The 26,705-nt window shown below is 69.1% G+C and carries 18 protein-coding genes and 2 pseudogenes; 7 read left to right on the top strand and 13 right to left on the bottom strand.

All coding sequences use genetic code 11. From position 1 onward, the window contains the following. Nucleotides 1-36 precede the first annotated feature (36 nt). Nucleotides 37-600 (top strand): annotated as a pseudogene (locus AOK11_RS45445) (ribonuclease D); the annotation flags it as partial. A gap of 2 nt (nt 601-602) precedes the next feature. Continuing rightward, nucleotides 603-1,180: pseudogene (locus AOK11_RS45440) on the top strand (ribonuclease D); the annotation flags it as partial. 108 nt (nt 1,181-1,288) lie between these two features. Here the strand turns inward: AOK11_RS45440 and AOK11_RS28215 are convergent. Genes AOK11_RS28215 through AOK11_RS28205 form a run of 3 tightly spaced genes read right to left on the bottom strand, consistent with a single transcriptional unit; the run spans nt 1,289 to nt 4,382 of the window. Continuing rightward, nucleotides 1,289-2,119 carry a carbohydrate ABC transporter permease gene (locus AOK11_RS28215; protein WP_055596547.1) on the bottom strand — a complete coding sequence of 277 codons (831 nt, stop codon included), beginning with the start codon at nt 2,117-2,119 and terminating at the stop codon, nt 1,289-1,291. Next, complete coding sequence (locus tag AOK11_RS28210) at nt 2,116-3,066, bottom strand: carbohydrate ABC transporter permease (protein ID WP_055596546.1); 951 nt, start codon at nt 3,064-3,066, stop codon at nt 2,116-2,118. The genes AOK11_RS28215 and AOK11_RS28210 overlap by 4 nt, the downstream gene beginning before the upstream one ends. Further along, nucleotides 3,066-4,382, bottom strand: coding sequence for an ABC transporter substrate-binding protein (locus tag AOK11_RS28205; protein WP_055596545.1), 1,317 nt, complete (start codon nt 4,380-4,382; stop codon nt 3,066-3,068). The genes AOK11_RS28210 and AOK11_RS28205 overlap by 1 nt, the downstream gene beginning before the upstream one ends. A 497-nt stretch (nt 4,383-4,879) precedes the next feature. On the opposite strand from AOK11_RS28205, the gene AOK11_RS28200 reads away from it, so the two are divergent. From AOK11_RS28200 to AOK11_RS28190, 3 genes are all read left to right on the top strand, one after another. Continuing rightward, nucleotides 4,880-6,097, top strand: a complete 1,218-nt coding sequence (locus tag AOK11_RS28200; RefSeq protein ID WP_055596544.1) for a thiolase family protein — start codon at nt 4,880-4,882, stop codon at nt 6,095-6,097. Further along, on the top strand, nt 6,094-8,223 hold the full coding sequence (locus AOK11_RS28195) for a 3-hydroxyacyl-CoA dehydrogenase NAD-binding domain-containing protein (RefSeq protein WP_055596543.1): 2,130 nt from the start codon (nt 6,094-6,096) through the stop codon (nt 8,221-8,223). The genes AOK11_RS28200 and AOK11_RS28195 overlap by 4 nt, the downstream gene beginning before the upstream one ends. An 86-nt stretch (nt 8,224-8,309) precedes the next feature. Then, nucleotides 8,310-8,681 carry a PIN domain-containing protein gene (locus tag AOK11_RS28190; protein WP_055596542.1) on the top strand — a complete coding sequence of 124 codons (372 nt, stop codon included), beginning with the start codon at nt 8,310-8,312 and terminating at the stop codon, nt 8,679-8,681. A 131-nt stretch (nt 8,682-8,812) separates the two neighbouring features. Here the strand turns inward: AOK11_RS28190 and AOK11_RS28185 are convergent, their stop codons facing one another. The 9 genes from AOK11_RS28185 to ngcE form a co-directional block, all read right to left on the bottom strand. After that, complete coding sequence (locus AOK11_RS28185; RefSeq protein WP_055596541.1) at nt 8,813-10,336, bottom strand: amino acid permease; 1,524 nt, start codon at nt 10,334-10,336, stop codon at nt 8,813-8,815. Between the two features lie 154 nt (nt 10,337-10,490). Next, nucleotides 10,491-12,413, bottom strand: a complete 1,923-nt coding sequence (gene dxs / locus AOK11_RS28180; protein WP_055596540.1) for a 1-deoxy-D-xylulose-5-phosphate synthase — start codon at nt 12,411-12,413, stop codon at nt 10,491-10,493. Nucleotides 12,414-12,634: 221 nt separating this feature from the next. Further along, nucleotides 12,635-13,966 (bottom strand): sugar ABC transporter permease, encoded by a 1,332-nt coding sequence (locus AOK11_RS28175; RefSeq protein WP_055596539.1) that lies wholly within the window; start codon nt 13,964-13,966, stop codon nt 12,635-12,637. Next, on the bottom strand, nt 13,963-14,754 hold the full coding sequence (locus AOK11_RS28170; RefSeq protein ID WP_055596538.1) for an ATP-binding cassette domain-containing protein: 792 nt from the start codon (nt 14,752-14,754) through the stop codon (nt 13,963-13,965). The genes AOK11_RS28175 and AOK11_RS28170 overlap by 4 nt, the downstream gene beginning before the upstream one ends. Nucleotides 14,755-14,946: 192 nt before the next feature. Beyond that, nucleotides 14,947-16,047: an ABC transporter substrate-binding protein gene (locus AOK11_RS28165; RefSeq protein WP_055596537.1), complete on the bottom strand. Its 1,101-nt coding sequence runs from the start codon at nt 16,045-16,047 to the stop codon at nt 14,947-14,949. Nucleotides 16,048-16,180: 133 nt separating this feature from the next. After that, entirely contained in the window at nt 16,181-17,392 is a 1,212-nt protein-coding gene (locus tag AOK11_RS28160; RefSeq protein WP_055596536.1) for an ROK family transcriptional regulator, read from the bottom strand. A 265-nt stretch (nt 17,393-17,657) separates the two neighbouring features. Then, a complete protein-coding gene (locus AOK11_RS28155) occupies nt 17,658-18,581 on the bottom strand; it encodes a carbohydrate ABC transporter permease (RefSeq protein ID WP_055596535.1) in 924 nt (307 codons plus the stop codon). 4 nt (nt 18,582-18,585) lie between these two features. Next, nucleotides 18,586-19,512: a carbohydrate ABC transporter permease gene (locus AOK11_RS28150; protein ID WP_055596534.1), complete on the bottom strand. Its 927-nt coding sequence runs from the start codon at nt 19,510-19,512 to the stop codon at nt 18,586-18,588. 104 nt (nt 19,513-19,616) lie between these two features. Next, complete coding sequence (gene ngcE / locus AOK11_RS28145) at nt 19,617-21,107, bottom strand: N-acetylglucosamine/diacetylchitobiose ABC transporter substrate-binding protein (protein WP_240497514.1); 1,491 nt, start codon at nt 21,105-21,107, stop codon at nt 19,617-19,619. 33 nt (nt 21,108-21,140) lie between these two features. Between ngcE and AOK11_RS43040 the strand changes: the two genes are divergently transcribed. Together AOK11_RS43040 and AOK11_RS28140 are read left to right on the top strand one after the other, a co-directional pair. After that, nucleotides 21,141-21,278, top strand: coding sequence for a hypothetical protein (locus AOK11_RS43040; RefSeq protein ID WP_157869463.1), 138 nt, complete (start codon nt 21,141-21,143; stop codon nt 21,276-21,278). A 259-nt stretch (nt 21,279-21,537) separates the two neighbouring features. Next, nucleotides 21,538-25,347 carry a GH92 family glycosyl hydrolase gene (locus tag AOK11_RS28140; RefSeq protein ID WP_079035137.1) on the top strand — a complete coding sequence of 1,270 codons (3,810 nt, stop codon included), beginning with the start codon at nt 21,538-21,540 and terminating at the stop codon, nt 25,345-25,347. Nucleotides 25,348-25,444: 97 nt separating this feature from the next. On the opposite strand, the gene AOK11_RS28135 is transcribed toward AOK11_RS28140, so the two are convergent. Then, nucleotides 25,445-26,533: a lytic polysaccharide monooxygenase auxiliary activity family 9 protein gene (locus AOK11_RS28135; protein ID WP_055596532.1), complete on the bottom strand. Its 1,089-nt coding sequence runs from the start codon at nt 26,531-26,533 to the stop codon at nt 25,445-25,447. Between the last annotated feature and the right edge of the window lie 172 nt (nt 26,534-26,705).

Here is a 26,705-nt window from a genome sequence, read left to right as displayed (position 1 = left end):
CGGCGGGCCCCTTCGCGGCATGGATACTCTTGACAGGTGACCGACGCCCACGACACCGCAGCAGACAGTGCCCTGCGAACCACCGGAGGCGCTCCTCCGGACGACGACGGATCTTCTGCTACGGAGGCGCCGATCCCCTTGCTCGAACCGCGTGAGGGCATTCCGCCCGTGATCACGGACGACGCCGCGCTCGCCGAGGTGATCGCCGCCTTCGCCGCGGGCACCGGCCCCGTCGCCGTCGACGCCGAGCGGGCCTCCGGCTACCGCTACGGCCAACGCGCCTACCTCGTCCAACTGCGTCGCGAGGGCGCCGGTTCCGCACTGATCGACCCCGTCGCCTGCCCCGACCTGTCGGGCCTGAGCGAGGCGCTGTCGGGTGTCGAGTGGGTGCTGCACGCCGCCACGCAGGACCTGCCCTGTCTGCGCGAGATAGGGATGCTGCCCACCCGCCTCTTCGACACCGAGCTGGCCGGCCGCCTCGCCGGCTTCCCCCGCGTCGGGCTCGGCGCGATGGTCGAGAACGTGCTCGGCTTCGTCCTGGAGAAGGGCCACTCCGCCGTCGACTGGTCCACCCGCCCCCTGCCCGAACCCTGGCTGCGGNNAGGACCCCTGGCGGCGCACCTCCGGCATGCACAAGGTGCGCCGGCGCCGGCAGATGGCCGTCGTACGGGAGCTGTGGCAGACCCGGGACCGGATCGCGCAGCGCCGGGACATCTCCCCGGGCAAGGTGCTCTCCGACGCGGCCATCGTCGAGGCCGCTCTCGCCCTGCCGGCCGACGCGCCCGCCCTGGCCGCGCTGAACGGGTTCGGACCGCGGGCGGGGCGGCGTCAGCTGGAGCAGTGGCAGGCGGCCGTGGACCGGGCGCGGGCACTGAGCGAGGCTCAGTTGCCGCAGCCCGGTCAGCCGGTGACCGGTCCCCCGCCGCCGCGCGCCTGGGCGGACAAGGACCCGGTGGCCGCCGCCCGGCTGTCCGCGGCCCGCGCGGGAGTGAGCGCGCTCGCCGAGCGACTGAACATGCCGCAGGAGAACCTGATCACCCCGGACACGGTACGGAGGGTGTGCTGGGAACCTCCGCAGCCCGCCGGCCCGGAGTCCGTCGCCGCCGCGCTGGCGGGATACGGGGCGCGGCCGTGGCAGGTGGAGCAGGTGACACCGGTCCTCGTCGCCGCGCTGGCCTCCGACGGTTCCGACGGTTCCGACGGTTCCGACGGTTCCGACGGTTCCGAAGTCGTCTGAGCGCAGGAGACCTGCCGGTCCGGCCGTCCGCGGCGGTGCCGTTCCCCTGTTCTACTTCGTCGCCCCCCTCATGAAACCGTTGTAGATGAAGCGCTGGAGGGTCAGGAAGACGATCAGGGTGGGGAGGATGACCAGGATCGCGCCTGCCGAGATGGTCTCCCAGTGGGCTCCGAAGGGGCCCTTGAAGCGGAACAGGGACGTCGAGATCACGCCAAGATCCTCGGAGGGCATGTAGAGGAAGGGGATGTAGAAGTCGTTGTAGACGTTGATCCCCTTCACGATCACCACCGTCGCGATCGCCGGTCTGAGGAGCGGGAGGATCACCTTCCGGTAGATCGTGAACGCGTTGGCGCCGTCCAGCCGTGCCGCCTCGTCCAGGGAGACGGGGATGGAGCGGATGAACTGCAGGAAGATGTAGATCGACACGATGTCCGTGCCCATGTAGAGGGCGATCGGCGCCCACAGGCTGTCGAACATGCCGAAGCTGTTGACGATCTGGAAGGTCGCCACCTGGGTGGTCACGCCGGGGACGAGCGCGGCGAGCAGGAACAGGGCGACGACCGGTTTCCGGAAGCGGAAGGCGAAGCGGTCGATCGCGTACGCCGTCATCGAACCGATGAGGACGGTGCCGCCGACGGCGACGACCAGGATGACCGCCGTGTTGCCGAAGGCGGAGAGCATCCGGCCGTCCTGGAAGGCGGTGACGTAGTTGCCGAGGTTCAGTGGGTTGTCGGGCAGGGCGAGCGCTCCGCTGCCGCCCGCCATCTCCTCCGAGGTCTTCAGCGAGGTCAGGAGAACCACGGCCAGCGGCAGCAGGACGACCAGTGCGGCGAGGACGAGGGTCAGGTACATGAGCGACCGGGCCACGGTACGACGGGTCAAACCAGGTCCACCTTGTCGTCGGGGAGGATCCGGCGCTGCACCCAGGTGACCGCCAGGACGATCAGGAGCAGGACGACGGCGGCGGCCGAGGCGAGCCCCGTCTTGTTGAACTGGAACGCGAGCTTCACCGTCTGGATGACGAAGGTCTCGGTGCCGGTGGCGCCGCCGGTCATGATGTACGGGATCTCGAAGACCGACAGGGAACCGGAGACGGAGAGGATCACGCTCAGACCCAGGATGGGTCTGATGCCGGGCGCGATGATGTACCGGAACTGCTGCCGGCGGGTCGCGCCGTCGATTTCGGCCGCCTCGTACAGCTCGCCGGGGATAGACTGGATCGCGCCGAGGAACAGCACGAAGTTCAGGCCCAGATGGCGCCAGACGGACACGCCGGCCAGCGAGGTGTTCGCGGAGAACGGGGTGCCCAGCCAGGCGTGGCCGGTGTCGACGCCGAACAGCCCGAGCACCGAGTCGAGGGTGCCGCCGTCCTGGAAGAAGTAGAGGAAGACGAAGCCGATCGCCACCCCGTTGATCAGGTACGGGAAGAACAGCACGCCCTTGAAGAAGTTCCGGAAGCGGACGTCGAAGCTGAGGATCGTGGCGAAGTAGAGGGCGGCGGCGATCTGCACCACGGAGGCGACGAGGTAGTAGCCGCTGACGAAGAACACCTCGAACAGTTCGGGCCGGGTGAAGAGTTCGGTGTAGTTCTCGGTGCCCGTCCAGCTCAGTTCGGGGCTCACCCCGTCCCAGTCGGTGAAGCTGTAGGCGACCATGTTGGCGAGCGGCGCGTAGGTGAAGGTGAGCAGCAGGGCGAGCGGCGCGATCAGGAACAGCCAGGGGGTGACGCGCCGCCACCGCCGGGCGCCGCTCGGGGCAGGGGCCGCGGCCGGCCCGGCGGACGCGTCCGGGGGCGCCGGCCGCGCCGCCGGGGCGGTGGTGTCCGCCATCAGGACCCCAGGGACGTACGCGCCTCGGCCCAGCGTGCGCCGAGGTCGCCGAGGAAGTCGTCCAGGCCGCCCTTGCGCGCTCCGCGGGCCAGGTCGACGAGGTCCTGGCGGTAGTCGGGCTTGTAGATGCCGACCTCGGAGCTGTTGTCGATGGACTTGACCTCGGCGCCCTTGGTGTCGTCGAGGTCGATCAGTTCGACGCCCGCGTCCTGGTAGGGCCGGAGGATCTCGGGCAGGGGGTCGTCCTTCAGCGGGGACAGGGCGAGGTTGGCCTGCGCGTAGCCGGACTCGTCGGTGAACCAGTCGATCCAGGCGCGGGCGGCGGCCTTGTGGTCGGAGTGGACGTTGACGGCCTGTTGGTAGTCGGGAGAGGTCACCGCGCAGAAGGCGCCGTCCTGTTGGGCGGGGAAGGGCATGAAGCCGATGTCGTCGGGGTCGGTGCCGGCCTGCTTCGCGGCCTCCCGCATCTGGACGACGGCCCAGGAGCCGAGCCACATGGTGGCGATCTCGCCCTTGGCCAGCTTCGGTTTGGACGCCTCCCAGTTGGTGGTGGTCGGGTCCTTCTCGGCGAGGCCGCCGCGCACGATGTCGTGGAGCAGGGTGTCGGCGACGCGCAGGTCGGCGCCGTCGGCCCACGGGTCCCCCTCGGCGAGCTTCGTGGTGGCGCCGGTGTCGCAGCTGACCGAGCCGTTGACGTTGGTCCACTGGGTCAGCGGCCACATGTCCTTGAAGTTGGTGTAGTACGGGACGGCGTCGGTCCGGGACTTGACGGCCTTCAGGTCGTCGAGGAACCGGGCGGGGGTGGTGGGCCAGTCGGTGACACCGGCCCGCTCCCAGACCTTCTTGTTGTAGAGGAATCCGGGGACCACGCCGATCGGGCTCTGGCCGTAGACCTTGCCGTCGACGGTGGAGTAGTCGGTGAAGCGGTACTTCCCGCTCAGTTCGGCCCGGCTGCCCAGCGAGGCGAAGAACTTCGGGTAGTCCTTCTTCTCGATGACGGCGGGGATCATGAGGACGTCGCCGTAGTTCTCGGTGTTCATCCGGATCTTGACCTCGCCCTCGTAGTCGGTGAGGGCGTCGAACTCGACCTTCACGCCGGGGTGGGTCTTGTTGAACTCGGCGGCGTAGGCCTCCATCGTGCCGTCCTGCACCAGATCGGTCCGGTGGGTGAGGACGGTGATGGACCCCTGGGCCTCGGACGGGTCGTCGGGCGCCTCGGCGTCCGCGCCCCGGGAACTGCCCCCGCTGCCGGTGCAGGCGGAGGCCAGGAGGGCGAGGGCGGCGATCGATCCGGTGAGCACAGTGCGGCGGTTCATGAGGACCAGCTCCGTTCGAGGACACGGGACCCGACATGAGTCAGTTGGCTGGTTCGGCACTCTGACAGCCGCTACTAAACCGGTAAAGTCATAATTGCGCCAAGGATACGAGGGCGCCTACGAGTTCTCGGGTCAACCGGTCTAGAAGCACGGCGGCCGATCGGGCCGGAGGAGGGACCGAGGTGTGCCCCGCCGCGAGGCCGGGCCGCGCCGCGCACCGTCCACCGGCCATTCACCACCGGGCCGGGCCGGACACGCCCCGCGGCAGGCGGGGGCGGCGCGGACAGCGTTCGGGAACATGCGCGTCGGGGCCCGGACTCACGTCCCGTACCGGCCCCGGTCCGCGCCGCGCCGTACGACGACTCCCCCAGAGGTGTGACCTTCACCGCTCGGAGGCGTAGGACTGGGCAGCTACATTACCCACAAGTAGCATAGGCTCTGAGCGCGCGCTCAGCGCAACGCAGCAGTGCCATCCCGCACCCTGGAGGAGAGCCATCGTGCCTCGTACCGTCAGGGATGTCGTCTTCGTCGACGGCGTCCGCACCCCCTTCGGCAAGGCGGGCCCGAAGGGCATTTACCACGAGACCCGTGCCGACGACCTCGTCGTGAAGGCGATCCGGGAGCTGCTGCGCCGCAACCCCGGACTCGACCCGAAGAAGATCGACGAGGTCGCCATCGCCGCCACCACGCAGATCGGCGACCAGGGCCTGACCATCGGCCGCACCGCCGGCATCCTCGCCGGCCTGCCCACCTCGGTCCCGGGCTACTCCATCGACCGCATGTGCGCGGGCGCCCTGACCGCCGTGACCGCGGTGGCCGGCTCCGTCGCCTTCGGCGCGTACGACGTGGCCATCGCGGGCGGTGTCGAGCACATGGGCCGCCACCCGATGGGCGAGGGCGTGGACCCGAACCCGCGCTTCGTGAGCGAGAAGCTGGTCGACGAGTCCGCCCTGTTCATGGGCATGACGGCGGAGAACCTGCACGACCGCTACCCGACGATCACCAAGCAGCGCGCCGACGAGTACGCGGTCCGCTCGCAGGAGAAGGCCGCCAAGGCGTACGCCGACGGCAAGATCCAGGCCGACCTGGTACCGGTCTCGGTCCGCCGCACCAACGCTGAGGCCGGTGAGACGGGCTGGGGCCTGGTCACCGCCGACGAGCCGATGCGCCCCGGCACCACCCTGGAGAACCTGGCCGGCCTCAAGACGCCGTTCCGCGTCCACGGCCGGGTCACCGCCGGTAACGCGGCCGGTCTGAACGACGGCGCCACCGCCTCGGTCATCGCCTCCGAGGACTTCGCCCGCGAGAACGGGCTGCCGGTCAAGATGCGCCTGGTCTCCTACTCCTTCGTGGGTGTGGAGCCGGAGGTCATGGGCTACGGCCCGATCCCGGCGACGGAGAAGGCACTGGCCCAGGCGGGGCTGTCCATCTCCGACATCGGTCTGTTCGAGATCAACGAGGCCTTCGCCGTCCAGGTGCTGGCCTTCCTGGAGCACTACGGCATCGCCGACGACGACGCGCGCGTCAACCAGTACGGCGGCGCCATCGCCTTCGGCCACCCGCTGGCCTCCTCCGGCGTCCGCCTGATGACGCAGCTGGCCCGCCAGTTCGAGGAGCAGCCGCACGTCCGCTACGGCCTGACCACCATGTGCGTCGGCTTCGGCATGGGCGCGACGGTCATCTGGGAGAACCCGCACTTCGAGGGGGACAAGTGAGCACCACCGCCGAACTGTTGAAGGGCGCGGCCGCGCTCTTCCCGGACGAGGTCGTCACGACGGCCCACGTACGTCACTTCGAACTGCCCCTGGGCGCCGGGCGCTTCGCCCTGATCACGCTCGACAACGGGCTGGACCACACCAAGCCGACCACCTTCGGCCCGCAGTCGCTGGCGAACCTGGACGCCGCCATCGACCAGGTCGAGAAGGAGGCCGCGGACGGCGCGATCGTCGGTATCGGCATCACCGGCAAGCCGTTCATCTTCGCCGTCGGCGCCGACCTCAAGGGCGTCGAGCAGCTGAAGGAGTGGGACCACGCCCACGCCATCGGCAAGGGCGGCCACGACGTCTTCAAGCGGCTCTCGAATCTCGCCGTCCCGACCTTCGCGTACTACAACGGCGCGGCCATGGGCGGCGGCGTCGAGGTCGGCCTGCACTGCGCCTACCGCACGGTGTCGTCGGCCATCCCCGCCTTCTCCCTGCCCGAGGTCTTCCTCGGCCTGGTCCCCGGCTGGGGCGGCTGCGCCCTGCTGCCGAACCTGATCGGCGCCGAGAAGGCCGTCTCGGTGATCATCGAGAACAGCCTCAACCAGAACAAGCAGCTCAAGGGCGAGCAGGTCTACGCACTCGGCATCGCGGACGCGATCTTCGAGGGCGCGGACTTCCTGGAGCAGTCGCTGATCTGGACGGCGGCCGTCCTCAAGGGCGAGATCGTCGTCGACCGTCCGGTGATCGACCGCGGCGAGGCCTGGGACCAGGCCGTCGCCAAGGGCCGGTTCATCGCCGACTCCAAGGTGCACGGCGCCGCCCCGGCCGCCTACCGGGCGCTGGACATCATCGCCGCCGCCAAGAACGGCGACCTCCAGCAGGGTTACGACGCCGAGGACAAGGCGCTCGCCGACCTGATCATGGGCGGTGAACTGCGCTCCGGTCTCTACGCGTTCAACCTGGTGCAGAAGCGCGCCAAGCGCCCGGCCGGCGCCCCGGACAAGAACCTGGCCCGCCCGGTCACCAAGGTCGGCGTCGTCGGCGCCGGTCTGATGGCCTCGCAGCTCGCGCTGCTGTTCCTGCGCCGCCTCGAGGTGCCGGTCGTCCTGACCGACATCGACCAGGCACGCATCGACAAGGGTGTGGGCTACGTCCACGCCGAGATCGACAAGCTGCTCGGCAAGGGCCGGATCAACCAGGACAAGGCCAACCGCCTCAAGGCGCTGGTCACCGGTGTGCTGGACAAGGCCGAGGGCTTCGCGGACGCCGACTTCGTCATCGAAGCGGTCTTCGAGGAGATGGGCGTCAAGCAGCAGGTGTTCGCCGAGGTCGAGGCGGTCGCCCCGGCGCACGCGATCCTCGCCACCAACACCTCCTCGCTGTCGGTCTCGGAGATGGCGTCGAAGCTGAAGAACCCCGAGCGGGTCGTCGGCTTCCACTTCTTCAACCCGGTCGCGATCCTGCCGCTGCTCGAGATCGTCCGCGGCGAGCAGACCGACGACGCCTCGCTGGCGACGGCGTTCGGCGTGGCCCGGAAGCTGAAGAAGACCGCGGTGCTCGTCAAGGACGCCCCGGCGTTCGTCGTGAACCGCATCCTGACCCGCTTCATGGGCGAGATCCAGAACGTCATCGACGAGGGCACCCCGGTCGAGACCGCCGAGAAGGCCGTCGAGCCGCTCGGTCTGCCGATGTCCCCGCTGGTTCTCCTCGAGCTGGTCGGCCCGGCGATCGGTCTGCACGTCTCCGAGACGCTCAACCGGTCCTTCCCGGACCGCTTCACCGTCTCGCCGAACCTCAAGGCGGTCGTCGAGGCCGGCAAGCGCGGCTTCTACGTCTACGACAGCGGCAGACCGGAGCTGGACCCCGAGGTCGCCGCGCTGCTCAAGCAGGGCGACACCGTCCTCACCGAGGAGCAGGTGCGGGCCCGGGTGCTCGACGCGGTGGCGCAGGAGATCGGGCTGATGCTCGACGAGGGCGTCGTCGCCGAGGCCCAGGACATCGACCTGTGCCTGATCACCGGCGCCGGCTGGCCCTTCCACCTGGGCGGCATCACGCCGTACCTGGACCGCGAGGGCGTCTCCGAGCGCGTCAACGGCAAGCGGTTCCTGGCCCCGGGCGTGGCAAGCGTCCCCGCCTGACCGGCAGGCCCTGAAAAAGGGGGGCGGGCCGCACGGATCGTTTCCGTGCGGCCCGCCCCCTTTTCGTGCCGTGGGAACCTGGCCGCATGGAGAACAGCGCCGCCCTGCTCGTGATCGTCGACGCCGCGAACGTCGTCGGGTCGGTGCCCGACGGGTGGTGGCGGGACCGCCGGGGCGCCGCGGAGCGGCTGCGGGACCGGTTGGCGGAGCGTGGGCTCCCGGGCCGTACGGGCCCGGCGGAGATCGTTCTGGTGGTGGAGGGCGCCGCGCGGGGCGTGGAGTCGGTGCCGGGAGTGCGGGTGGAGTCGGCACCGGCCAGCGGCGACGACCACATGGTCGGCCTGGTGGCCGGCGCGGGTGAGCGGCCGGTCCTGGTCGTCACCGCCGACCGCGAGCTGCGGCGCCGGGTGACCGCCCTCGGCGCGACGGTGGCCGGCCCCCGGACCGTCCACCCCTGACTCCCGCCCGCCGTCTCCCTGGCGGGCCCTCTACGGCCCCGTGGGCGCACGTACACGGGGTCCGCACGGAGCGCTGGGGGTCGCACACGGGGCCGAGGGGGCGCACAGGGCCGGGGCGGGAGCCGGCGGCGCTACCGGGAGGCCGGGCCCGACGGTTCGGCGGGCTCGACGGGGCCGGCCCCCTCGCCTCGGCCCAGGCGGCTGTGGCTGCGGCCGTAGAGGAAGTAGACGACGACGCCGATCACCATCCAGCCGGCGAACCGCAGCCAGGTCTCGGCGGGCAGGTTCAGCATCAGCCACAGCGAGGCGCAGACCGACAGGATCGGCAGGAACGGCACCCCCGGGGTGCGGAAGGCCCGCGGCAGGTCGGGGCGGGTCCGGCGCAGGATGATCACGCTGAGCGCGACGATGACGAAGGCGAACAGCGTGCCGATGTTCACCAGCTCGGCGAGTTCGGTCAACGGCGTGAAGCCCGCGACGATCGCGATGATGACGCCGAGCAGGATCGTCGGCCGGTGCGGGGTCCTGAACCGGGGGTGGACGCGGGAGAAGAAGCGGGGCAGCAGTCCGTCCCGGCTCATCGCGAAGAACACCCGGGTCTGGCCGAGCAGCAGGATCATGCAGACGACCGTCAGGCCGACGGCGGCGCCGAAGCTGATGAAGCCCGCGTACCAGGGATGCCCGGTGGCCTTGAACGCGTCCGCGAGCGGGGCGTCCACGGACAGCTCGCTGTAGTGCTGCATACCGGTGACGACGATCGACACGGCGACGTACAGCACGGTACAGATGAACAGGGAGCCGAGGATGCCGCGGGGCATGTCCCGCTGCGGGTTCCTGGTCTCCTCGGCGGCGGTGGCGACGATGTCGAAGCCGATGAAGGCGAAGAAGACCACCGAGGCCGCGGTGAAGATGCCCATCACGCCGAAGTCGGCCGGCGCCCAGCCGAACATCAGCTGGATGAGCGGTGAGTGGAGGCCGTCACCGGCCTCGACGGGCTTCGCCTCGGGAATGAACGGGGTGTAGTTGTCGGCGGTGATGAAGAAGGCGCCGGCGACGATGACGACCAGGACGACGGCCAGCTTGATGGCGACGACGACCGTGGTGACCCGGGCGGACAGCTTCATGCCGAGGACGAGAATGGCGGTGAGGACCAGCACCAGGGCAGCGGCGAGGATGTCGAAGCCGAAGACCTCCGCGCCGTCCCGGACACCGAGCGAGGCGGGCAGTTGCCAGCCCGCGTTGTCCAGCAGCGAGTGGATGTACCCGGACCAGCCGACGGCCACCACCGCGGTGCCGAGCGCGAACTCCAGCACCAGGTCCCAGCCGATGATCCACGCGGGCAGTTCGCCCAGGGACGCGTACGCGAAGGTGTAGGCGGAGCCCGCCACCGGGACGGTGGAGGCGAACTCGGCGTAGCAGAGCGCGGCGAGCGCACAGACGACGCCGGCCACCACGAAGGCCAGGGCCACCGACGGTCCGGCGTTGTTCTTGGCGACCGTACCGGTGAGGACGAAGATGCCGGTGCCGATGATGACACCGACGCCGAAGACGGTCAGATCCAGCGCGGACAAGGACTTCTTGAGCGCGTGCTCCGGTTCCTCGGTGTCACGGATGGACTGCTCGACCTTCTTCGTCCGGAAGAGGGTGCTGCTCACGGGTACCTCCCACGCTGTGTCGTCCCCGACATGATCGAGAGGGGGCCTGGAACGTGTGCCCCGGCAGCGATGTGTTCACGCGAACGGGTCGCCCGCACCACTCTTCACAGTGGCAGAGGCGACCCGTTCGGGCGTATCAGCGGGAGGTGTCGGTTCAGTCGCGGGCCGGTTCCACCGAGTCGGCGGCGGAGCGCGCGTATCCGCCGTCCAGCTTCGAGACCAGGCCGGTGACCTGGCGGGCGATGTCGGGAGCGGTGAGGCCGATCTCCGCCATCACCTCGGCGCGCGAGGCGTGGTCGAGGAAGCGCGGCGGGATGCCGAAGTCGCGCAGCGGCAGGTCGACGCCCGCGTCGCGCAGGGCTTGCGCGATCGTCGAACCGACCCCGCCGACGCGGGAGTTGTCCTCGACGGTGACGACGACGCGGTGCTTCTCGGCGAGCGGGGCCATGGCCTCGTCGACGGGCTTGACCCAACGCGGGTCGACGACGGTGGTGGAGATGCCCTGCCGGTCGAGCAGGCCGGCGATCTCCAGGCACATCGGCGCGAGGGCGCCCACGGAGACCAGCAGCACGTCCGGGGTGTCGGTGCCGGGCTCGCGCAGGACGTCCATGCCGCCCACGCGGCCCACGGCCGGTACGGCGGGCCCGACGGCGCCCTTGGAGAAGCGGACCACGGTCGGCGCGTCGGTGACCTCGACGGCCTCGCGGAGCTGGGCGCGGACCTGGTCGGCGTCGCGCGGGGCGGCCAGCCGCAGGCCGGGGACGACCTGGAGGATCGACATGTCCCACATGCCGTTGTGGGAGGCGCCGTCGGTGCCGGTGATGCCGGCCCGGTCCAGGACGAAGGTGACGCCGCACTTGTGCAGGGCCACGTCCATCAGCACCTGGTCGAAGGCGCGGTTGAGGAAGGTGGCGTACACGGCGAAGACGGGGTGGACCCCGCCGTGGGCCAGGCCCGCCGCGGAGACGGCGCCGTGCTGCTCGGCGATGCCGACGTCGTAGACCCGGTCGGGGAACCGCTTGGCGAACCTGTCGAGGCCGACGGGCTGGAGCATGGCCGCGGTGATGGCGACGACGTCCTCGCGCTCCTCGCCGAGCTTGACCATCTCCTCGCCGAAGACGGACGTCCAGTCGGCGCCGGAGGAGGCGATCGGCAGGCCCGTGTCGGGGTGGATCTTGCCGACGGCGTGGAAGCGGTCCGCCTCGTCCGCCAGGGCGGGCTGGTAGCCGCGGCCCTTCTCGGTGAGGCAGTGCACGATCACGGGGCCGCCGAAGCCCTTGGCGCGGGTGAGGGCGGACTCCAGGGCCTCGATGTCGTGGCCGTCGATGGGGCCCACGTACTTCAGGCCCAGGTCCTCGAACATGCCCTGCGGGGCGATGAAGTCCTTCAGGCCCTTCTTGGCGCCGTGCAGGGTGTCGTAGAGCGGCCGGCCGACGACCGGGGTGCGCTCCAGGACCTCCTTGGTGCGGGCCAGGAAGCGCTCGTAGCCGTCGGTGGTGCGCAGGGTGGCGAGATGGCTGGCGAGGCCGCCGATGGTGGGCGCGTAGGAGCGCTCGTTGTCGTTGACGACGATGACGAGCGGGCGGTCCTTGGCGTCGGCGATGTTGTTCAGCGCCTCCCAGGCCATGCCGCCGGTGAGGGCACCGTCGCCGATGACGGCGACGACGTGGTCCCCGGTCTTCCTCAGCTGGTTGGCCTTGGCGAGGCCGTCGGCCCAGCCGAGGACGGTGGAGGCGTGACTGTTCTCGATGACGTCGTGCTCGGACTCGGCCTGCGAGGGGTAGCCGGAGAGGCCGCCCTTCATCTTCAGCTTGGAGAAGTCCTGCCGGCCGGTCAGCAGTTTGTGCACGTAGGACTGGTGTCCGGTGTCCCAGAGCACTTTGTCCCTGGGGGATTCGAAGACGCGGTGCAGGGCCAGGGTGAGTTCCACCACGCCCAGGTTGGGGCCGAGGTGGCCACCGGTCTTGGAGACCGCCTCGACGAGGAAGGTCCGGATCTCCTCGGCCAGCCGGTCCAGCTCCTCCAGGGTGAGCCGGTCCAGATCGCGCGGTCCCCTGATACGGGTCAGCAGCGGCACCCGTGCCTCCTTGCAGTAGAGCTGATCGAGCTGTTGCCGGGCTCGTCGAGTCTAATGTTCCGGTCGGGCGCCCTGCGCCCGGGCGGTGCTTCATAGGTCACGCCCTCGGCTTTACCCATGATCGGACCGCGCTACGGCACGTGCCGCGGCACGCCTGTGCCCGGTACCGCGCGGGTACCGGGCACAGGCGTGCTTCGCGGACGGTGCCGCTGCGGGAGGTGCTAGGCGCGGCCCGCGGTCTTCTGTGTCTTGCGGGTGACGGCGTCGATGACGACGGTCGCCAGCAGGACACCACCGGTGATCATGTACTGGACCGGCGAGGCGATGCCCTCGAGGGCGAGGCCGTACTGGATCGAGACGATGACCATCACACCGAGCAGCGCGTCCCAGGTGCGGCCGCGGCCGCCGAAGAGGGAGGTACCGCCGATCACGGCCGCGGCGATGACGTTCATCAGGAACTCACCGGTGCCCGCGCCCTGGTTGGCGGAGGCGATCTTCGAGGCGACGAAAAGGCCGCCGATCGCGGCGAAGGTGCCGGCGACCGCGAAGACCGATATCCGGACCAGCTCCACGTTGATACCGGCGCGGCGGGACGCCTCCACGCTGCCGCCGAGCGCGAAGACCTTGCGGCCGTAGGCGGTGCGGCGCAGCACGAAGTCCGTGACCACCAGGACCGCGAGGAAGATCACCACGGCCAGCGGCAGGCCCTTGTACTGGTTGAAGACGATCGCCACGGTGAACGCCAGGACGGCCAGCAGCACGGTCCGCACGATGATCTCGTTGAGCGGCCGGGACGGCACACCGGCGGCCTCGCGGCGGCGGTTGTCGGAGAACGCGAGGAGGAAGTAGCCCACGGTCACGACGATCGCCAGGCCGTAGGCGGCGGCCACGTCGGAGAAGTAATGGCTGGTCAGCTTGGCGACCAGGCCCTCGGAGTCGAGGTTGATGGTGCCGTTGCTGCCCAGGATCTGCAGCATGAAGCCCTGCCAGAACAGCAGGCCGGCCAGGGTCACGGCGAAGGCCGGGACGCCGATGCGGGCGAAGATGAAGCCGTGGATGGCTCCGGCCACCGTGCCGGTGAGGATGGCCAGCACCAGGGCCAGCACCTCGTTCATGCCGTGCGTGACGCTCAGCACCGCGAAGGCGGCGCCCGCGACACCGCTGACCGAGCCGACCGACAGGTCGATCTCGCCGAGCAGCAGGACGAAGACGATACCGACCGCGATCATGCCCGTGCCGACCATGGCGACCGACATGTCGGAGAAGTTGCCCGCGGTGAGGAAGTTGGAGTTCAGGCGGGTGAAGATGCCCCAGATGATCAGCAGGCCCAACACGACGGGGAGGGAGCCGAGGTCACCGGCCTTCAGCTTCCGCTTGAACTCGCCGATGTAGCCGGCGAGTCCCTGTTCGCGTACCAGCAGCCGGGGGTCGACGACGGTGACCGCCGCGGAGGCCGCCTCGGTGTTCTTGACCGTGCCGGTCTTCTTGTCCGTCTTGGTGGTGCTCTTGTACTCGGAGCCGTCGCCGGTCCCCGAGGTCTCTTCGGTGCTCACTTGCCGGCCTCCCCGTTGGTGCGCGCCGCACGACGGGTCACGGCGTTCTCCGTGGCTCCGGTGATGGCGGAGATGATCTCTTCCTGCGAGGTCGACTTGACCTCGAATATGCCGTTGTTGCGCCCGAGGCGCAGGACGGCGACCTTGTCCGCCACGGCCTTGACGTCGGCCATGTTGTGGCTGATGAGGATGACCGCGTGGCCGCGCTCGCGCAGCCGCTCGACCAGGTCGAGGACCTGCGCGGTCTGCTCGACGCCGAGGGCGGCGGTGGGCTCGTCGAGGATCACCAGCTTGGGCTCGCCGAGCATGGACCGGGCGATCGCCACGACCTGGCGCTGACCGCCGGAGAGCGAGGCGATCGGGATGCGGACGCTGGGTATGCGGATCGACAGCGTGTCGAGCAGCTCGCGGGAGCGGCGCTCCATCTCCACCTCGTCCAGGACACCGCGCTTGCGGAGCTCCCGGCCCAGGTAGAGGTTGCCGACGACGTCGATGTTGTCGCACAGCGCGAGGTCCTGGTAGACCGTCGCGATGCCCAGGTTCTGGGCGTCGTGCGGCCGGTTGATCTGAACGGTCTCGCCGTTCCACTCGATGACGCCCTCATCGATGGGGTGCACGCCGGCGATCGTCTTGACCAGCGTGGACTTTCCGGCGCCGTTGTCGCCCACCAGGGCGACCACTTCACCGGCACGGACCTCAAGCTCTACGTCGGTGAGCGCCTGGACGGCACCGAATCGCTTGGAGACCCCGCGCAACGCCAGCACGGGCGTAGCGGACACGTGAACCATCTCCTTCGCCGCCTGACCCGGCGGGAGGTTGTGCAGAAGTATGGGGGGTGTTTCCGACCGGCGCCCCGCGTAGCTTGCGGGGCTGGTGTGTGCGGGGCGCCGGCGGAGCTCATGGCAGTCGGTCCCCTACGGGAGTCCGGTGCGGACTCCCGTTCAGCTCAGGGGACTTGGGACTGCGGACCGCGAAGCGGTCTACTTGAGACCGATCTTGTCGCAGGCGGCCTTGTACTTGCCCGCGCAGATCTCCTCGACGGTGTAGACGCCGTCCTTGATCACGGTGTCGTTGATGTTCTCCTGGGTCAGCGACACGACCGGGACGAGGATCGACGGCACACCCTTGGTGGTGGGGCTGTCGACCGTGTCCTTGGCGATGGAGTCCAGCGACTTGCCCTGGGCGAGCGCGACGGCCATCTCGGCGGCGGCGTCGGCCTCCGGGGCGTACGGCTTGTAGACGCTCATGTACTGCTCACCGGTCACGATGCGCTGCACACCCGCGAGTTCGGCGTCCTGGCCGGTGACCGGGACGTCGATGCCGGCGGCCTTCAGAGCGGTGATGATGCCGCCCGCCATGCCGTCGTTGGCGGAGTAGACGCCGACGATCTTCTTCTTGCCGATGGCGGAGATGGCGCCTTCCATGTTGGCGTTGGCGTTCTCCGGCTTCCACTCCTTGGTGTCGTACTCGCGGCCGACCTTGACCTTGCCGTCGAGGACGGAGTGCGCGCCCTCCTTGAACTTGGCGGCGTTCGGGTCGGTGGAGGAGCCGTTCATCATGACGATCTGGCCGTCCTTGGCCTTGTCGCCCAGCGCCTCGAGCAGGGCCTCGCCCTGCGTCTTGCCGACGGTCACGTTGTCGAACGAGGTGTAGGCGTCGATCGGGCCCTCGGCCAGGCGGTCGTAGGCCACGACCGGGATACCGGCGTCCTTGGCGCTCTTCACCGAGCCGGCGATGGCCTTGGCGTCCACCGCGTCCAGGATCAGCACGTCGACCTTGTTGGTCACCATCGTGTCGACCTGCTGGCTCTGCTGGCTGGCGTCCTGCTTGGCGTTGGCGTAGATGACCTCGCCCTTGTTGTTCGTGAGCTCCTTGATCTTCTTCTCGATCAGGGGCTTGTCGAACTTCTCGTACCGCGCGGTCTGGTTCTCCGGCAGGAGCAGACCGACCTTGATGTTGTCGCCCTTGGCGGCGGAGTCGCCCGAGTCGCTGTCCTTGTCACCGGACTCGGCGGCACTGCCGCAAGCGGCGAGAGAGACGGCCAGCGCACCGGCGGCAACGGCAATAGCAGTACGGCGCATACGCGTGTTCACTTCAGAAACCTCCCTGACGAGGCCGCGACGTTGCGGCCGAGGTGGCTGGAAGTCAACTCGGCCACACGTGCGACGTCAAGAAGTAAATCCTTAACGAGATGGCAACGGTGCCAATCGTTCTCTAAGTGAAGGCAGGAGAGGTCGCGGCGAGGGTGCCGCCCGCCGTGCCGTCCAACAGGGTCGAATCGCCCATTTCGCTCAACGCGAGGGCAAGCGCGCCCAGCACCTCCGCACGGCCCCCAAGTGCCCCGGGGAGCACGGACAGTTGGCGGGCGGCGCTGGGAATCGCGTAGCGGCCGACGGACTCCCTTATGGGGCCGAGGACCAGCTCGCCGGCCTCGGCGAGGTCACCGCCGAGGACCACCCGGCTCGGGTTCAACAGATTGCAGAGATTGGCGACTCCACTGCCGATGTGACGGCCGACGTCGGCGATCACCCTACGGCAGCCCGGATCGCCGCCGCGCGCCAACCGTACGACACCTTCCATCGTCAGATCCGTGCCGTGGCTGGGCTGGAGCAGGGGCAGCACGTAACGGGCCGCCGTGAAGGTCTCCAGGCAGCCGCGATTGCCGCAGCGGCAGACGGGGCCGGACTCGTCGAGCGTGATGTGCCCGATCTCCCCCGCGGTGCCGCCCGGCCCGCGGTAGATCTTGCCACTGATCACCAGACCGGCGCCGACACCGCTGGCGACCTTGATGTACGCCAGGTCGCGCACGCCCCGGCCACTGCCCCAGACCATCTCGCCGAGGGCGCCCAGGTTCGCGTCGTTGTCCACGTGCACGGGCACGCCGAGCCGCCCCCGCAGCTCCTCGGCGGGCTTGGTGCCGGTCCAGCCGGGCAGGATCGCGGTCGAGCCCAGGGTGCCGGACTCCACGTCGATGGGGCCGGGCACCCCGAGACCGATCCCGGCGATCTTGGTGCGGTCCACGCCGGTCGCCTCGATCAGCCGGTTGACCAGTTGCTCCGCCCGGTCGAAGCCCTGGGTCGAGGAGGCGTCCACGTCCAGCGGCTCGGCCTCCTCGGCGAGCACCTGGTGGGCCAGGTTCCCGACCGCGACCCGCAGGTGGGTGTGCCCGAAGTCCACCCCCACGACGATCCCGGCGTCCCCGCTGAGCGAGACGCTGCGGGCCCGGCGGCCGCCCGACGAGGTGGGCGTGACCTCGACGGTCCCGCTCTCCTTCAGCTCCCGGACGATATTGGACACCGTCGCCGCGGACAAACCCGTGGCCCTCGCGATCTCGGCCTGGGTGAGGGAGCCCGCCAGACGTACTGCTCGAACGACCCGTTCAAGATTGGCTCGGTGCAGCGACGACTGCGACCCCGGAGTCTCCACGACGACCTCCTGCGCGCGGGGCCGCTTCGGTGAGGCCCCGTTCCGTGTCCAACTAGTGAACTCTAAGATGAGCCGTTCGGGTCGCCTCCCGTCAAGAGGTTGAACCGTTTCCGGGTCCTTGGACGCCGTCGCACCCGCCGCTCCCTGGGGCGGGAGCTGCGGGTGCGCGGGGCAATCCGGAGGGTGACTTCAGAGGGTCCGGGGACGGCTCCCCCGGGGCGCCTTCCGAGCAGCGCCGGCCGGCCGCCCGGAAGGAGGCCGGCGGCTACTTCAGGGCGCCCGCGGTGAGGCCCTGCACGACCTGGCGCTGGAAGACGATGTACGCCGCGAGCACGGGGAGCATCGCCATCACGAGGCCGGCGAAGAGACCGGACCAGTCCCCCTTGTAGCCCTGGCTGACGGCCAGCTGCACCAGGCCCTGGGTGAGGACGTGCTTGTCCTCGTCGGTGTTGAGCACGGTGGGCAGCATGTACTGGTTCCACTGGCCCAGGAAGTTGAAGATCCCCACGCTGACCAGGCCCGGTTTGGCCATCGGGAGCATGATCTGGAAGAACGTCCTGCTGTGCGAGGCGCCGTCCACGAACGCGGCCTCCGCCACGCTGCTGGGCAGGGTCCGGAAGAACGCCGTCAGGAAGAACACCGTGAACGGCAGCGAGTAGGCGATGTAGACCAGGATCAGCCCGTGGATCGTGTTCAGCAGGCCCATGTTGTTGACGACGTAGAACAGCGGGACCAGCGCGAGCATGATCGGGAAGCTCATGCCGCCGATGAACAGGTAGTAGATGAACCGGTTGCCCGGGAACTCGAAGCGGGCCAGCACGTAGGCGGCCATCGAGCCCAGCACCAGGGTGCCGATGAGCGAACCGCCCACCACCAGGACGGTGTTGAGGAAGTAGTCGCCCATATGGGCCTGGGTCCAGGCCCGTGCCCAGTTCTCGAAGTGGAGCGTGTCCGGCAGCGACCAGGGCGAGCCGAAGATGGAGGCGTCGTCCTTGAAGGACGTCATCACCGCCCACAGCAGCGGCAGGGCCACCATGATCGCCCAGATCACCAGGATTCCGTGCGAGAAGACGTTGAGGACGCCGCCCGCCTTCTTCTCCTCGGGGGGCGCGCCGGCGGGGACGTCGGCCTTGGTGACGGTGATACCGGACTCGGCCGGTACCGGGGCAGGGGGCTCGGTCGTCTTCATGGGATCAGTACTCCAGCCGCTCGCGCCGCCCCAGTTTCATCACCGCGGCGGCGAAGGCCAGGGTGACGAGGAGGAGGGCGACACCGATGGTGGTGGCGTAGGCGGCCTGACCGTCGCGGAACGCCTTCTGGTACACGTACAGGACCATGACGGTGGTCGAGTAGTCGGGGCCTCCGGGGCCGGTCGTCATGATGTGTACGACCGCGAACGATTCGGCACCCAGGGCGAGAATGCCCATGTAGACCCAGCCGGACTGCACGGTGTCCCACAGCAGCGGCAGGGTGATGCGGAAGAAGGTGGTGATCCGGTTGGCGCCGTCCAGCAGCGCCGCCTCGTAGAGGTCCAGCGGGATGGACGCCATCCCGGCGGAGAAGAGGACCACGAAGAAGCCCACCGTGGACCAGACGATCACCGCCATGACGGCCCACAGGGCGAGGTCCGGATCCCCCAGCCAGAGCGGCTGGATGCCGTCGAGTCCGACCGCCCGCAGGAACGAGTTGATCGCACCACTGTCGGGGTTGTACGCGAACGCGAACAGCAGGGCGATGATCGCGATCGAGAGCACCTGCGGGAAGAAGTAGACGATCTTGTAGAAGGCGGAGCCGCGGACCCCCGAGATCACCGGTCCGCCGCGGCGCCGCCGGCCGCCCACATTGATCATGAAGGAGAGGAACAGCGCCAGACCGATCGTCACCACCGGTACCAGCAGGGCGAACAGCAGGCTGTGCTGCAACGACTTCCAGAAGATGTCGTCGTCCAGCATGCGTGCGTAGTTGGCGAACCCGACCATCTCGAAGTCGGGGCTCAGACCGGTCCAGTCCGTGAACGAGTAGTAGATCGACTGGACGAACGGCCAGACGACGAAGAGCGCGTACAGCCCCAGGGGAACCGCCAGGAACCCCACGATGAACCGGTACTTGCCGTGCTGCATTACTGCGACCCCGATCTGCGCGCGGGCTGCCACCGGGGCCCGCCCGGCAACGGTGCGCCGGACAGGCCCTGGTGGCGGATGCTCACCGACTGCTCACTGACTGCTCACTGGTGCTTGTAGTGCTTGACCGACGAGTCCTTGGCCGTCTCGTCGGCGAAGGCCTGGATCTTCTTGATGGTCTCGGCCGGGGTCGCGCGGCCGGCCATCATCTCGCCGATCCCGGAGACGCCGATCTTCTCCTTCTGGAGCTGCACGTACCAGTCCTGGAGGCGCGGGTTCACCACGTTCTCCCCGGCCACGTCCAGTGCGGCGACACCGGACTTCAGACCCGGGGTCAGCTCGATGCCGTCGGTGCCGCCGTTGTAGGCGGTCAGTGACTTCACCTTGCCGGTGAAGTTCTTCGAGGACGCCTCGCTCAGCATGATGCGCAGTTGTTCCATGCCGCCCGGGGCGTTCGCGGCCTTGGCGGGGACGACGAAGGGCTCACCGCCGGAGGCCCAGATGGTGCCGAAGGGCAGCTTGTCGGAGGAGTCCAGGCCGGTGGGCGCGGAGACGGCCAGGTCGAAGTCGTCGGGCATGACGTTCGCCGACTCGTTCTCCACCCAGGAGCCGTTCGGGATGAACAGCGCGTCGCCCTTGGCCCATGCGGTCTGGGACTGGATGTGGTCCAGGCCCGGGGTGCCCTTGAGGACGTAGCCCTTCTGCTGGAGTTCGTAGTAGGCCTCGAAGCACGCCTTGACGGCGGGGTGCTTCCAGGCGTTCGGCTCCAGGTTGTCGATGGCGTCGAGCACCTCGCGCCCGCCGACCTTGCCGATCATCGGGTACAGCGAGAAGGGGAGGTAGTACGGGTACTTGCCGGCGTAGGTCCAGCCGGCCATGCCCTTCTTCTTGGCCTTCGCGCAGACCGCGAGCATCTGGTCCCAGGTCTCGGGGTACTGCTCGTCGAGCGAGTCCAGCGCCTTCTGCGAGTACCAGACGCCGTAGACCGTGTAGGCGTAGTAGAGGATCCAGACCTGCTCGCCGTCGAACTGGCCCATCTCGACGATGCCGGGCCGCAGCGTGTCGCGGACCTTGGTGCCCGGGTCGTCGTAGGAGGGGGCGTCCAGCAGCGGGGTGAGGTCGGCGAGCTGCTTCTTGCCGACCAGGGTGCCCATGTCCATCTGCTCGGCGCCGGAGTTGTCGATGAGGTCGGGCGGGGTGCCCTGGTTGAAGCGCGGCTGCAGGGTGGACTGGATCTTCTGGGTGGCGGAGAACTTCACCTTCGCCCCGGGGAAGGCCTTTTCGTACACCTTGACGGCGTCCTCGGCGTACTCCTTTCCGAAACCGCCGTCGAACAGGACGAATTCCATCTGCGCGGTGTCATTGACACCGAGCGGGTTCTTCGCGGTCTTCTTGCCCGTCTCGGCCTTCTCCTGATCATCCCCGCCGCCGCTGGCACACGCGGACAGGAAGCTCATCGTGGGGACGGAGATCAGGCCGAGCGCCGCGGACCGTTTGATCAGGTCGCGGCGGCCCACTCCCGTGGTGCCGTGGCCGGTTCGGCCGCGGGTGCCGTGCTCGCGTGTGCCGTCGTACTCGGCGGAGTTGGATCCCATGCTCAAGTCCTCGCCTTCTCCAGGACTCAGGCGGTGAACCGGATCCTTCCCGGCACCGCGTTCGGGTCGCGCTGGGTCGTGCAGGAAGTGCTGGAAGTACAGGAAGTGCGGCTGGCGCCGGCGGCACCAGTGGTACGGGACGTGGTGGTGTTCGCTGTTCGGGCGCTGTGAGGATGCCCCGGAGTGCCGACAGGTATAGTCCACTTTCCGCCGCCGGAGCAAGATCGAACACAAGGTTCGCCGTCGGTCTTTTCCGAGTTGAGACCTGGCGGAAATATGAGCGGTCGTCGCGTTCCACAACGGAGGATTCCTTGCCTCCGGACTCGAGCGCCGCATTCAACACCCTTGACACCACAAGCAACTTGGCCCACTACTGGTGCTTGCGCAGCAATTCTGACAACGTTGTCCAGCCCAGGGAGGGTGCTCGCGCATGCACCACAGAATTCGGCACAGATGGGGCCCGGCGGTCGTCGCGACGACCGCCTTTGCCGTGGCGGCGGCTTCCCCGGGCGTTGCGGTCGCACTGCCCGGGGCACCCGCGAAGGCGGACCGGGAGTTCGCTTCGTCGTTCGAGGCCGGGGAGCCCGCCCCCGACTGGCTGAACACCGTCGACACCGCACGGGGCGGCAAGAAGCGCGCCTCGGGTGTCGACGGCGGCTACAGCAGCGGCATACCGGGCAACGTCACCGACCATGTCACGGACGTGCGCGCCAGCTCGGAGAACGCGGGCGCCGGGGAGGTGAAGGAGAACCTCGTCGACGGCGAGCCCAGCAGCAAGTGGCTGGCCTTCACGTCCACCGGCTGGGCCGAGTTCGACCTGGACGCACCGGTCGAGGTGGTCCGGTACGCGCTCACCTCGGCCAACGACTTCGCCCCGCGCGACCCGCGGGACTGGACCCTGAAGGGTTCGGCCGACGGGGAGAAATGGACGACCCTCGACACCCGTTCGGGCGAGACGTTCGCGGAGCGGTTCCAGACCAAGGTCTACGACCTGGACGCGTCGGCCGTCGCCGGGTACCGGCACTTCCGGCTGGAGATCACCAGGAACGGCGGGGCGGACGCGCTCCAGCTCGCCGACGTCCAGTTCTCCACCGGCGACACCGAGGAGCCGATACCCCAGGACATGCTCTCGCTGGTCGACCGCGGGCCGAGCGGTTCCCCGACGGCGAAGTCGGGCGCCGGATTCACCGGAAAGCGTGCCCTGCGCTACGCCGGACGGCACACGGCCGACGAGCGGGCCTACTCGTACAACAAGGTCTTCGACGTCGACGTGGCGGTCGGCCGGAACACCGAGCTGGCGTACCGGATCTTCCCGTCCATGGCGGACGGCGACCTCGACTACGACGCCACCCACGTCTCCGTGGACCTGGCCTTCACCGACGGCACCTACCTGAGCGACCTGCGCGCCACCGACCAGCACGGCTTCCCGCTGACCCCGCGGGGGCAGGGCGACGCGAAGGTCCTGTACGTCAACCAGTGGAACAACGTGACGTCCCGGATCGGCTCGGTCGCGGCCGGCAGGACGGTCGACCGGATCCTGGTGGCGTACGACTCCCCCAAGGGGCCCGCGAAGTTCCGGGGCTGGCTGGACGACGTGTCGCTCACGTCGGTGAAGCCCGAGCGGCCGAAGGCCCATCTGTCCGACTACGCGGTGACGACCCGGGGCACCAACTCCAGCGGGGGCTTCTCGCGCGGCAACAACTTCCCGGCGACCGCCGTGCCGCACGGCTTCAACTTCTGGACGCCGGTGACCAACGCCGGTTCCCTGAGCTGGCTGTACGACTACGCGCGCGGCAACAACGCGGACAACCTGCCGACGATCCAGGCGTTCAGCGCGAGCCACGAGCCGAGCCCCTGGATGGGCGACCGGCAGACCTTCCAGGTAATGCCGTCCGCCGCCTCCGGCACCCCGGAACTGGGCCGTGAGGCGCGGGAGCTGGCCTTCCGGCACGAGAACGAGACCGCGCGGCCGTACTACTACGGGGTGCGGTTCGAGAACGGCCAGAAGGCGGAGATCGCGCCGACGGACCACGCGGCGGTCATGCGCTTCACCTACCCGGGCGACGACGCGAGTGTCCTGTTCGACAACGTCACCGACCAGGCCGGCCTGACCCTCGACGAGGAGAGCGGCACCTTCAGCGGCTACTCGGACGTGAAGTCCGGGCTGTCCACGGGCGCCACCCGGCTGTTCGTGCACGGCGAGTTCGACAAGCCGGTGACGGACGGTTCCACCGAGGGCGTCAAGGGCCACCTGCGGTTCGACGCGGGCAAGGACCGGACGGTCACCCTGCGCCTGGCCACCTCGCTGATCAGCGTCGACCAGGCGAAGGACAACCTGCGCCAGGAGATCCCCGCGGGCCGGTCCTTCGAGTCGGTCGAGCAGAGCGCCCAGCGGCAGTGGGACAAGCTGCTCGGCAAGGTCGAGGTCGAGGGTGCCACGCCGGACCAGCTGACCACGCTCTACTCGAGCCTCTACCGGCTGTACCTGTACCCGAACTCGGGCTTCGAGAAGGTCGGCGGGACGTACAAGTATGCCTCCCCGTTCTCGAAGATGCCGGGACCGGACACCCCGACGCACACCGGCGCCAAGATCGTCGACGGCAAGGTGTACGTCAACAACGGCTTCTGGGACACCTACCGGACCACCTGGCCGGCGTACTCCTTCCTGACCCCCTCCAAGGCGGGTGAGCTGGTCGACGGGTTCGTGCAGCACTACAAGGACGGCGGCTGGACCTCCCGCTGGTCCTCCCCCGGCTACGCCGACCTGATGACCGGCACCTCCTCGGACGTCGCGTTCGCCGACGCCTACGTCAAGGGCGTGGACTTCGACGCGGAGGCGGCGTACGACGCGGCCGTGAAGAACGCCACCGTCGTGCCCCCGTCGTCGGGCGTGGGCCGCAAGGGCATGGCGACCTCGCCGTTCCTCGGCTACACCGGCACCGAGACCCACGAGGGCCTGTCGTGGGCCCTGGAGGGCTACCTCAACGACTACGGCATCGCGCAGATGGGCAAGGCCCTCCACAAGAAGACCGGCGACGAGCGCTACGAGGAGGAGTCCGCCTACTTCCTCGACCGGGCCCAGGAGTACGTCAACCTGTTCGACTCCGAGGCCGGGTTCTTCCAGGGGAAGAACCCGAAGGGCGACTGGCGCGTCGAGTCCTCGAAGTACGACCCGCGGGTGTGGGGCCACGACTACACCGAGACGAACGGCTGGGGCTACGCCTTCACCGCCCCGCAGGACAGCCGGGGCCTGGCCAACCTGTACGGCGGGCGGGGCGGTCTCGGGGACAAGCTCGACGAGTACCTGTCGACGCCCGAGACTGCCTCCCCGGAGTTCAAGGGCTCCTACGGCGGCGTCATCCACGAGATGACCGAGGCGCGGGACGTCCGGATGGGCATGTACGGGCACTCCAACCAGGTGGCCCACCACGCCCTGTACATGTACGACGCGGCCGGGCAGCCCTGGAAGACCCAGAAGAACGTCCGTGAGGTGCTGTCGCGGCTCTACACCGGCAGCGAGATCGGGCAGGGCTACCACGGGGACGAGGACAACGGCGAGCAGTCGGCCTGGTACCTGTTCTCCTCCCTCGGCTTCTACCCGCTGGTGATGGGCAGCGGCGAGTACGCCGTCGGCTCCCCGCTGTTCAAGAAGGTGACCGTGCACCTGGAGAACGGCCGCGAACTGGTCGTCAGGGCGCCGAAGAACAGCGCGAAGAACGTGTACGTGCAGGGGCTGAAGGTCAACGGCAAGCGCTGGGACTCCACGTCGCTCCCCCACTCGGTGGTCGCGAAGGGCGGGGTCCTGGAGTTCGACATGGGCCCGCGGCCGTCGTCGTGGGGCACCGGCAAGAAGGCGGCCCCCGTGTCGATCACCCAGGACGACGAGGTGCCCACGCCCCGCGAGGACGTGCTGAAGGGCGCGGGCGCCCTGTTCGACGACTCCTCGGCGACCGGCGCCACGGTGTCCACGGTCGACCTGCCCGTGAAGGGGGACGCGAGGGCGGTCCAGTACACGCTGACGTCCTCGGACCACACCAAGGCGCCCACGGGCTGGACCCTCCAGGGGTCGGCCGACGGCACGACGTGGAAGACCCTCGACAAGCGGGCGGACGATCCCGACGCGTTCCGCTGGGACCGGCAGACACGGGCCTTCTCGGTGGACGAGCCGGGGAAGTACGGCCACTACCGGCTGGTCCTCAGCGGTGAGGCGACGCTGACGGAGGTGGAACTGCTGAGCTGAGCCGGCCGCGCGCCGCAAGCGGGTCCGGGCCGTGGTGGCCCGGACCCGCTTCGTCGTGTCGGCGGCACGTCGTGTCACCGCCGCGCACGGGGCGGGTTCAGCCGACCCGGCAGGGCAGGCTCGTCGTACTGTCACCGCCGGAGCCGGAGACGACGTAGCCGAAGGTGGCGCTCTGCCCCGGATTCAGCGCGCCGTTGTAGTCGGCGTTGTGGACCATGACGTTCTGGCCCTGGTAGGTGGCGTTGCCGCTCCACAGACTGTCGACCCGCTGGCCGGCCGGGAGGGCCCAGTCGACCATCCAGCCGAGCATGGGGACGTTACCGCTGTTGGTGACGGTCACCTGGGACTGGTAGCCGCCGTTCCAGCTGCCCGTCGTACTGCGGGTGGCGGTGCACTGGCCGGGGACGGGCTCGGTCGGGGTGTTGCCGGGCTCCTTGATGCCGGTCACCTCGCCGTTGCCGCCGTCGAAGACGACGTCGGAACAGGAGTAGAAGGTCTCCGCGCTGTCCGAACGCTGCCAGACCATGTAGACGATGTGGCGGCCCGACTTGCCCTGCGGAAGCTTCCCGGTCCAGGAGTAGTTGGCGTCGACGGTGCCCGGGGACCCGTTGAGCGGCGGGTGGTCGACGGAGAGGAACGGCTGCTTCTCCATGTCGACCCAGGTGAGGGTCCGGGTCGGGTCGAAGCCGTCCTTGGTGATGTACACGTAGAACCAGCCCGGGTGAGCGGCCCAGGCGTTGTAGGAGAAGTCGACGGTCGCACCCGAGGTGAGGTGGGTGAGCGGCCAGTCGTCGCGCGGCTGGTTGAAGCCGGTGAAGCTGGTGTTGCCGCCGCTGCACAACTGCCCGTCCGGCACGAAGCCTTCGGTACGGCCGGCGCCGTCGGAGCGCAGTACGGAGAACCAGTTGTAGAACGGTGTGGTGCCGCTGACCTGGGCGGCGGCCTTGCACGCCGGGTTGACCGGCTTGATCTCACCGGTGCTGGTGAGCCCGTCCTGCCAGCACAGGAAGGTCCGGCTGGCGGGCTTCATCGGCGTCCCGTGCGCCTCCGCCTCGCCGCCCGCGCTCATGACCAGGCCGACGGCCGGGACGGTGGCGAGCAGGGAGACGAGGACCAGGAAGAGGGCTCTGGCGCGGGTGGGGAGGGTGAGCCAGGGAGGGGTTCCGCCCCTCGCCCTTGTTCTCATTTTTGCCATGATCATGACATACCTGTCCGTCGCTGCGGGTGCTACGGGTCACGGGTCGTGCGCATGTGTGCGTGTGCGCGTTCGTGCGCATGCGCGTGTGGGGGGCGAGCGAGACGGGAGCGTCCCCGCGGCGGGTTCCGGTCCGACGAAGGATGGGAGCGCTCCCATCTCA

It is taken from the genome of Streptomyces hirsutus (assembly GCF_001418415.1).
In the GTDB taxonomy this organism is placed as follows: domain Bacteria; phylum Actinomycetota; class Actinomycetes; order Streptomycetales; family Streptomycetaceae; genus Streptomyces; species Streptomyces hirsutus.
Note: the sequence above shows the minus strand (reverse complement) of the source record. Positions and strands in the feature narration are given on the sequence as shown.

What these genes read in the sequence shown, in the direction of transcription:
- AOK11_RS28150 (WP_055596534.1), bottom strand. Translation starts at nt 19,512, where the DNA reads ATGCAGCACGGCAAGTACCGGTTCATCGTGGGGTTCCTGGCGGTTCCC.
- AOK11_RS28135 (WP_055596532.1), bottom strand. Translation starts at nt 26,533, where the DNA reads ATGAGAACAAGGGCGAGGGGCGGAACCCCTCCCTGGCTCACCCTCCCC.
- AOK11_RS28170 (WP_055596538.1), bottom strand. Translation starts at nt 14,754, where the DNA reads ATGGTTCACGTGTCCGCTACGCCCGTGCTGGCGTTGCGCGGGGTCTCC.
- AOK11_RS28205 (WP_055596545.1), bottom strand. Translation starts at nt 4,382, where the DNA reads ATGAACCGCCGCACTGTGCTCACCGGATCGATCGCCGCCCTCGCCCTC.
- AOK11_RS28155 (WP_055596535.1), bottom strand. Translation starts at nt 18,581, where the DNA reads ATGAAGACGACCGAGCCCCCTGCCCCGGTACCGGCCGAGTCCGGTATC.
- AOK11_RS28210 (WP_055596546.1), bottom strand. Translation starts at nt 3,066, where the DNA reads ATGGCGGACACCACCGCCCCGGCGGCGCGGCCGGCGCCCCCGGACGCG.
- AOK11_RS28140 (WP_079035137.1), top strand. Translation starts at nt 21,538, where the DNA reads ATGCACCACAGAATTCGGCACAGATGGGGCCCGGCGGTCGTCGCGACG.
- AOK11_RS28165 (WP_055596537.1), bottom strand. Translation starts at nt 16,047, where the DNA reads ATGCGCCGTACTGCTATTGCCGTTGCCGCCGGTGCGCTGGCCGTCTCT.
- AOK11_RS28190 (WP_055596542.1), top strand. Translation starts at nt 8,310, where the DNA reads ATGGAGAACAGCGCCGCCCTGCTCGTGATCGTCGACGCCGCGAACGTC.
- ngcE (WP_240497514.1), bottom strand. Translation starts at nt 21,107, where the DNA reads ATGGGATCCAACTCCGCCGAGTACGACGGCACACGCGAGCACGGCACC.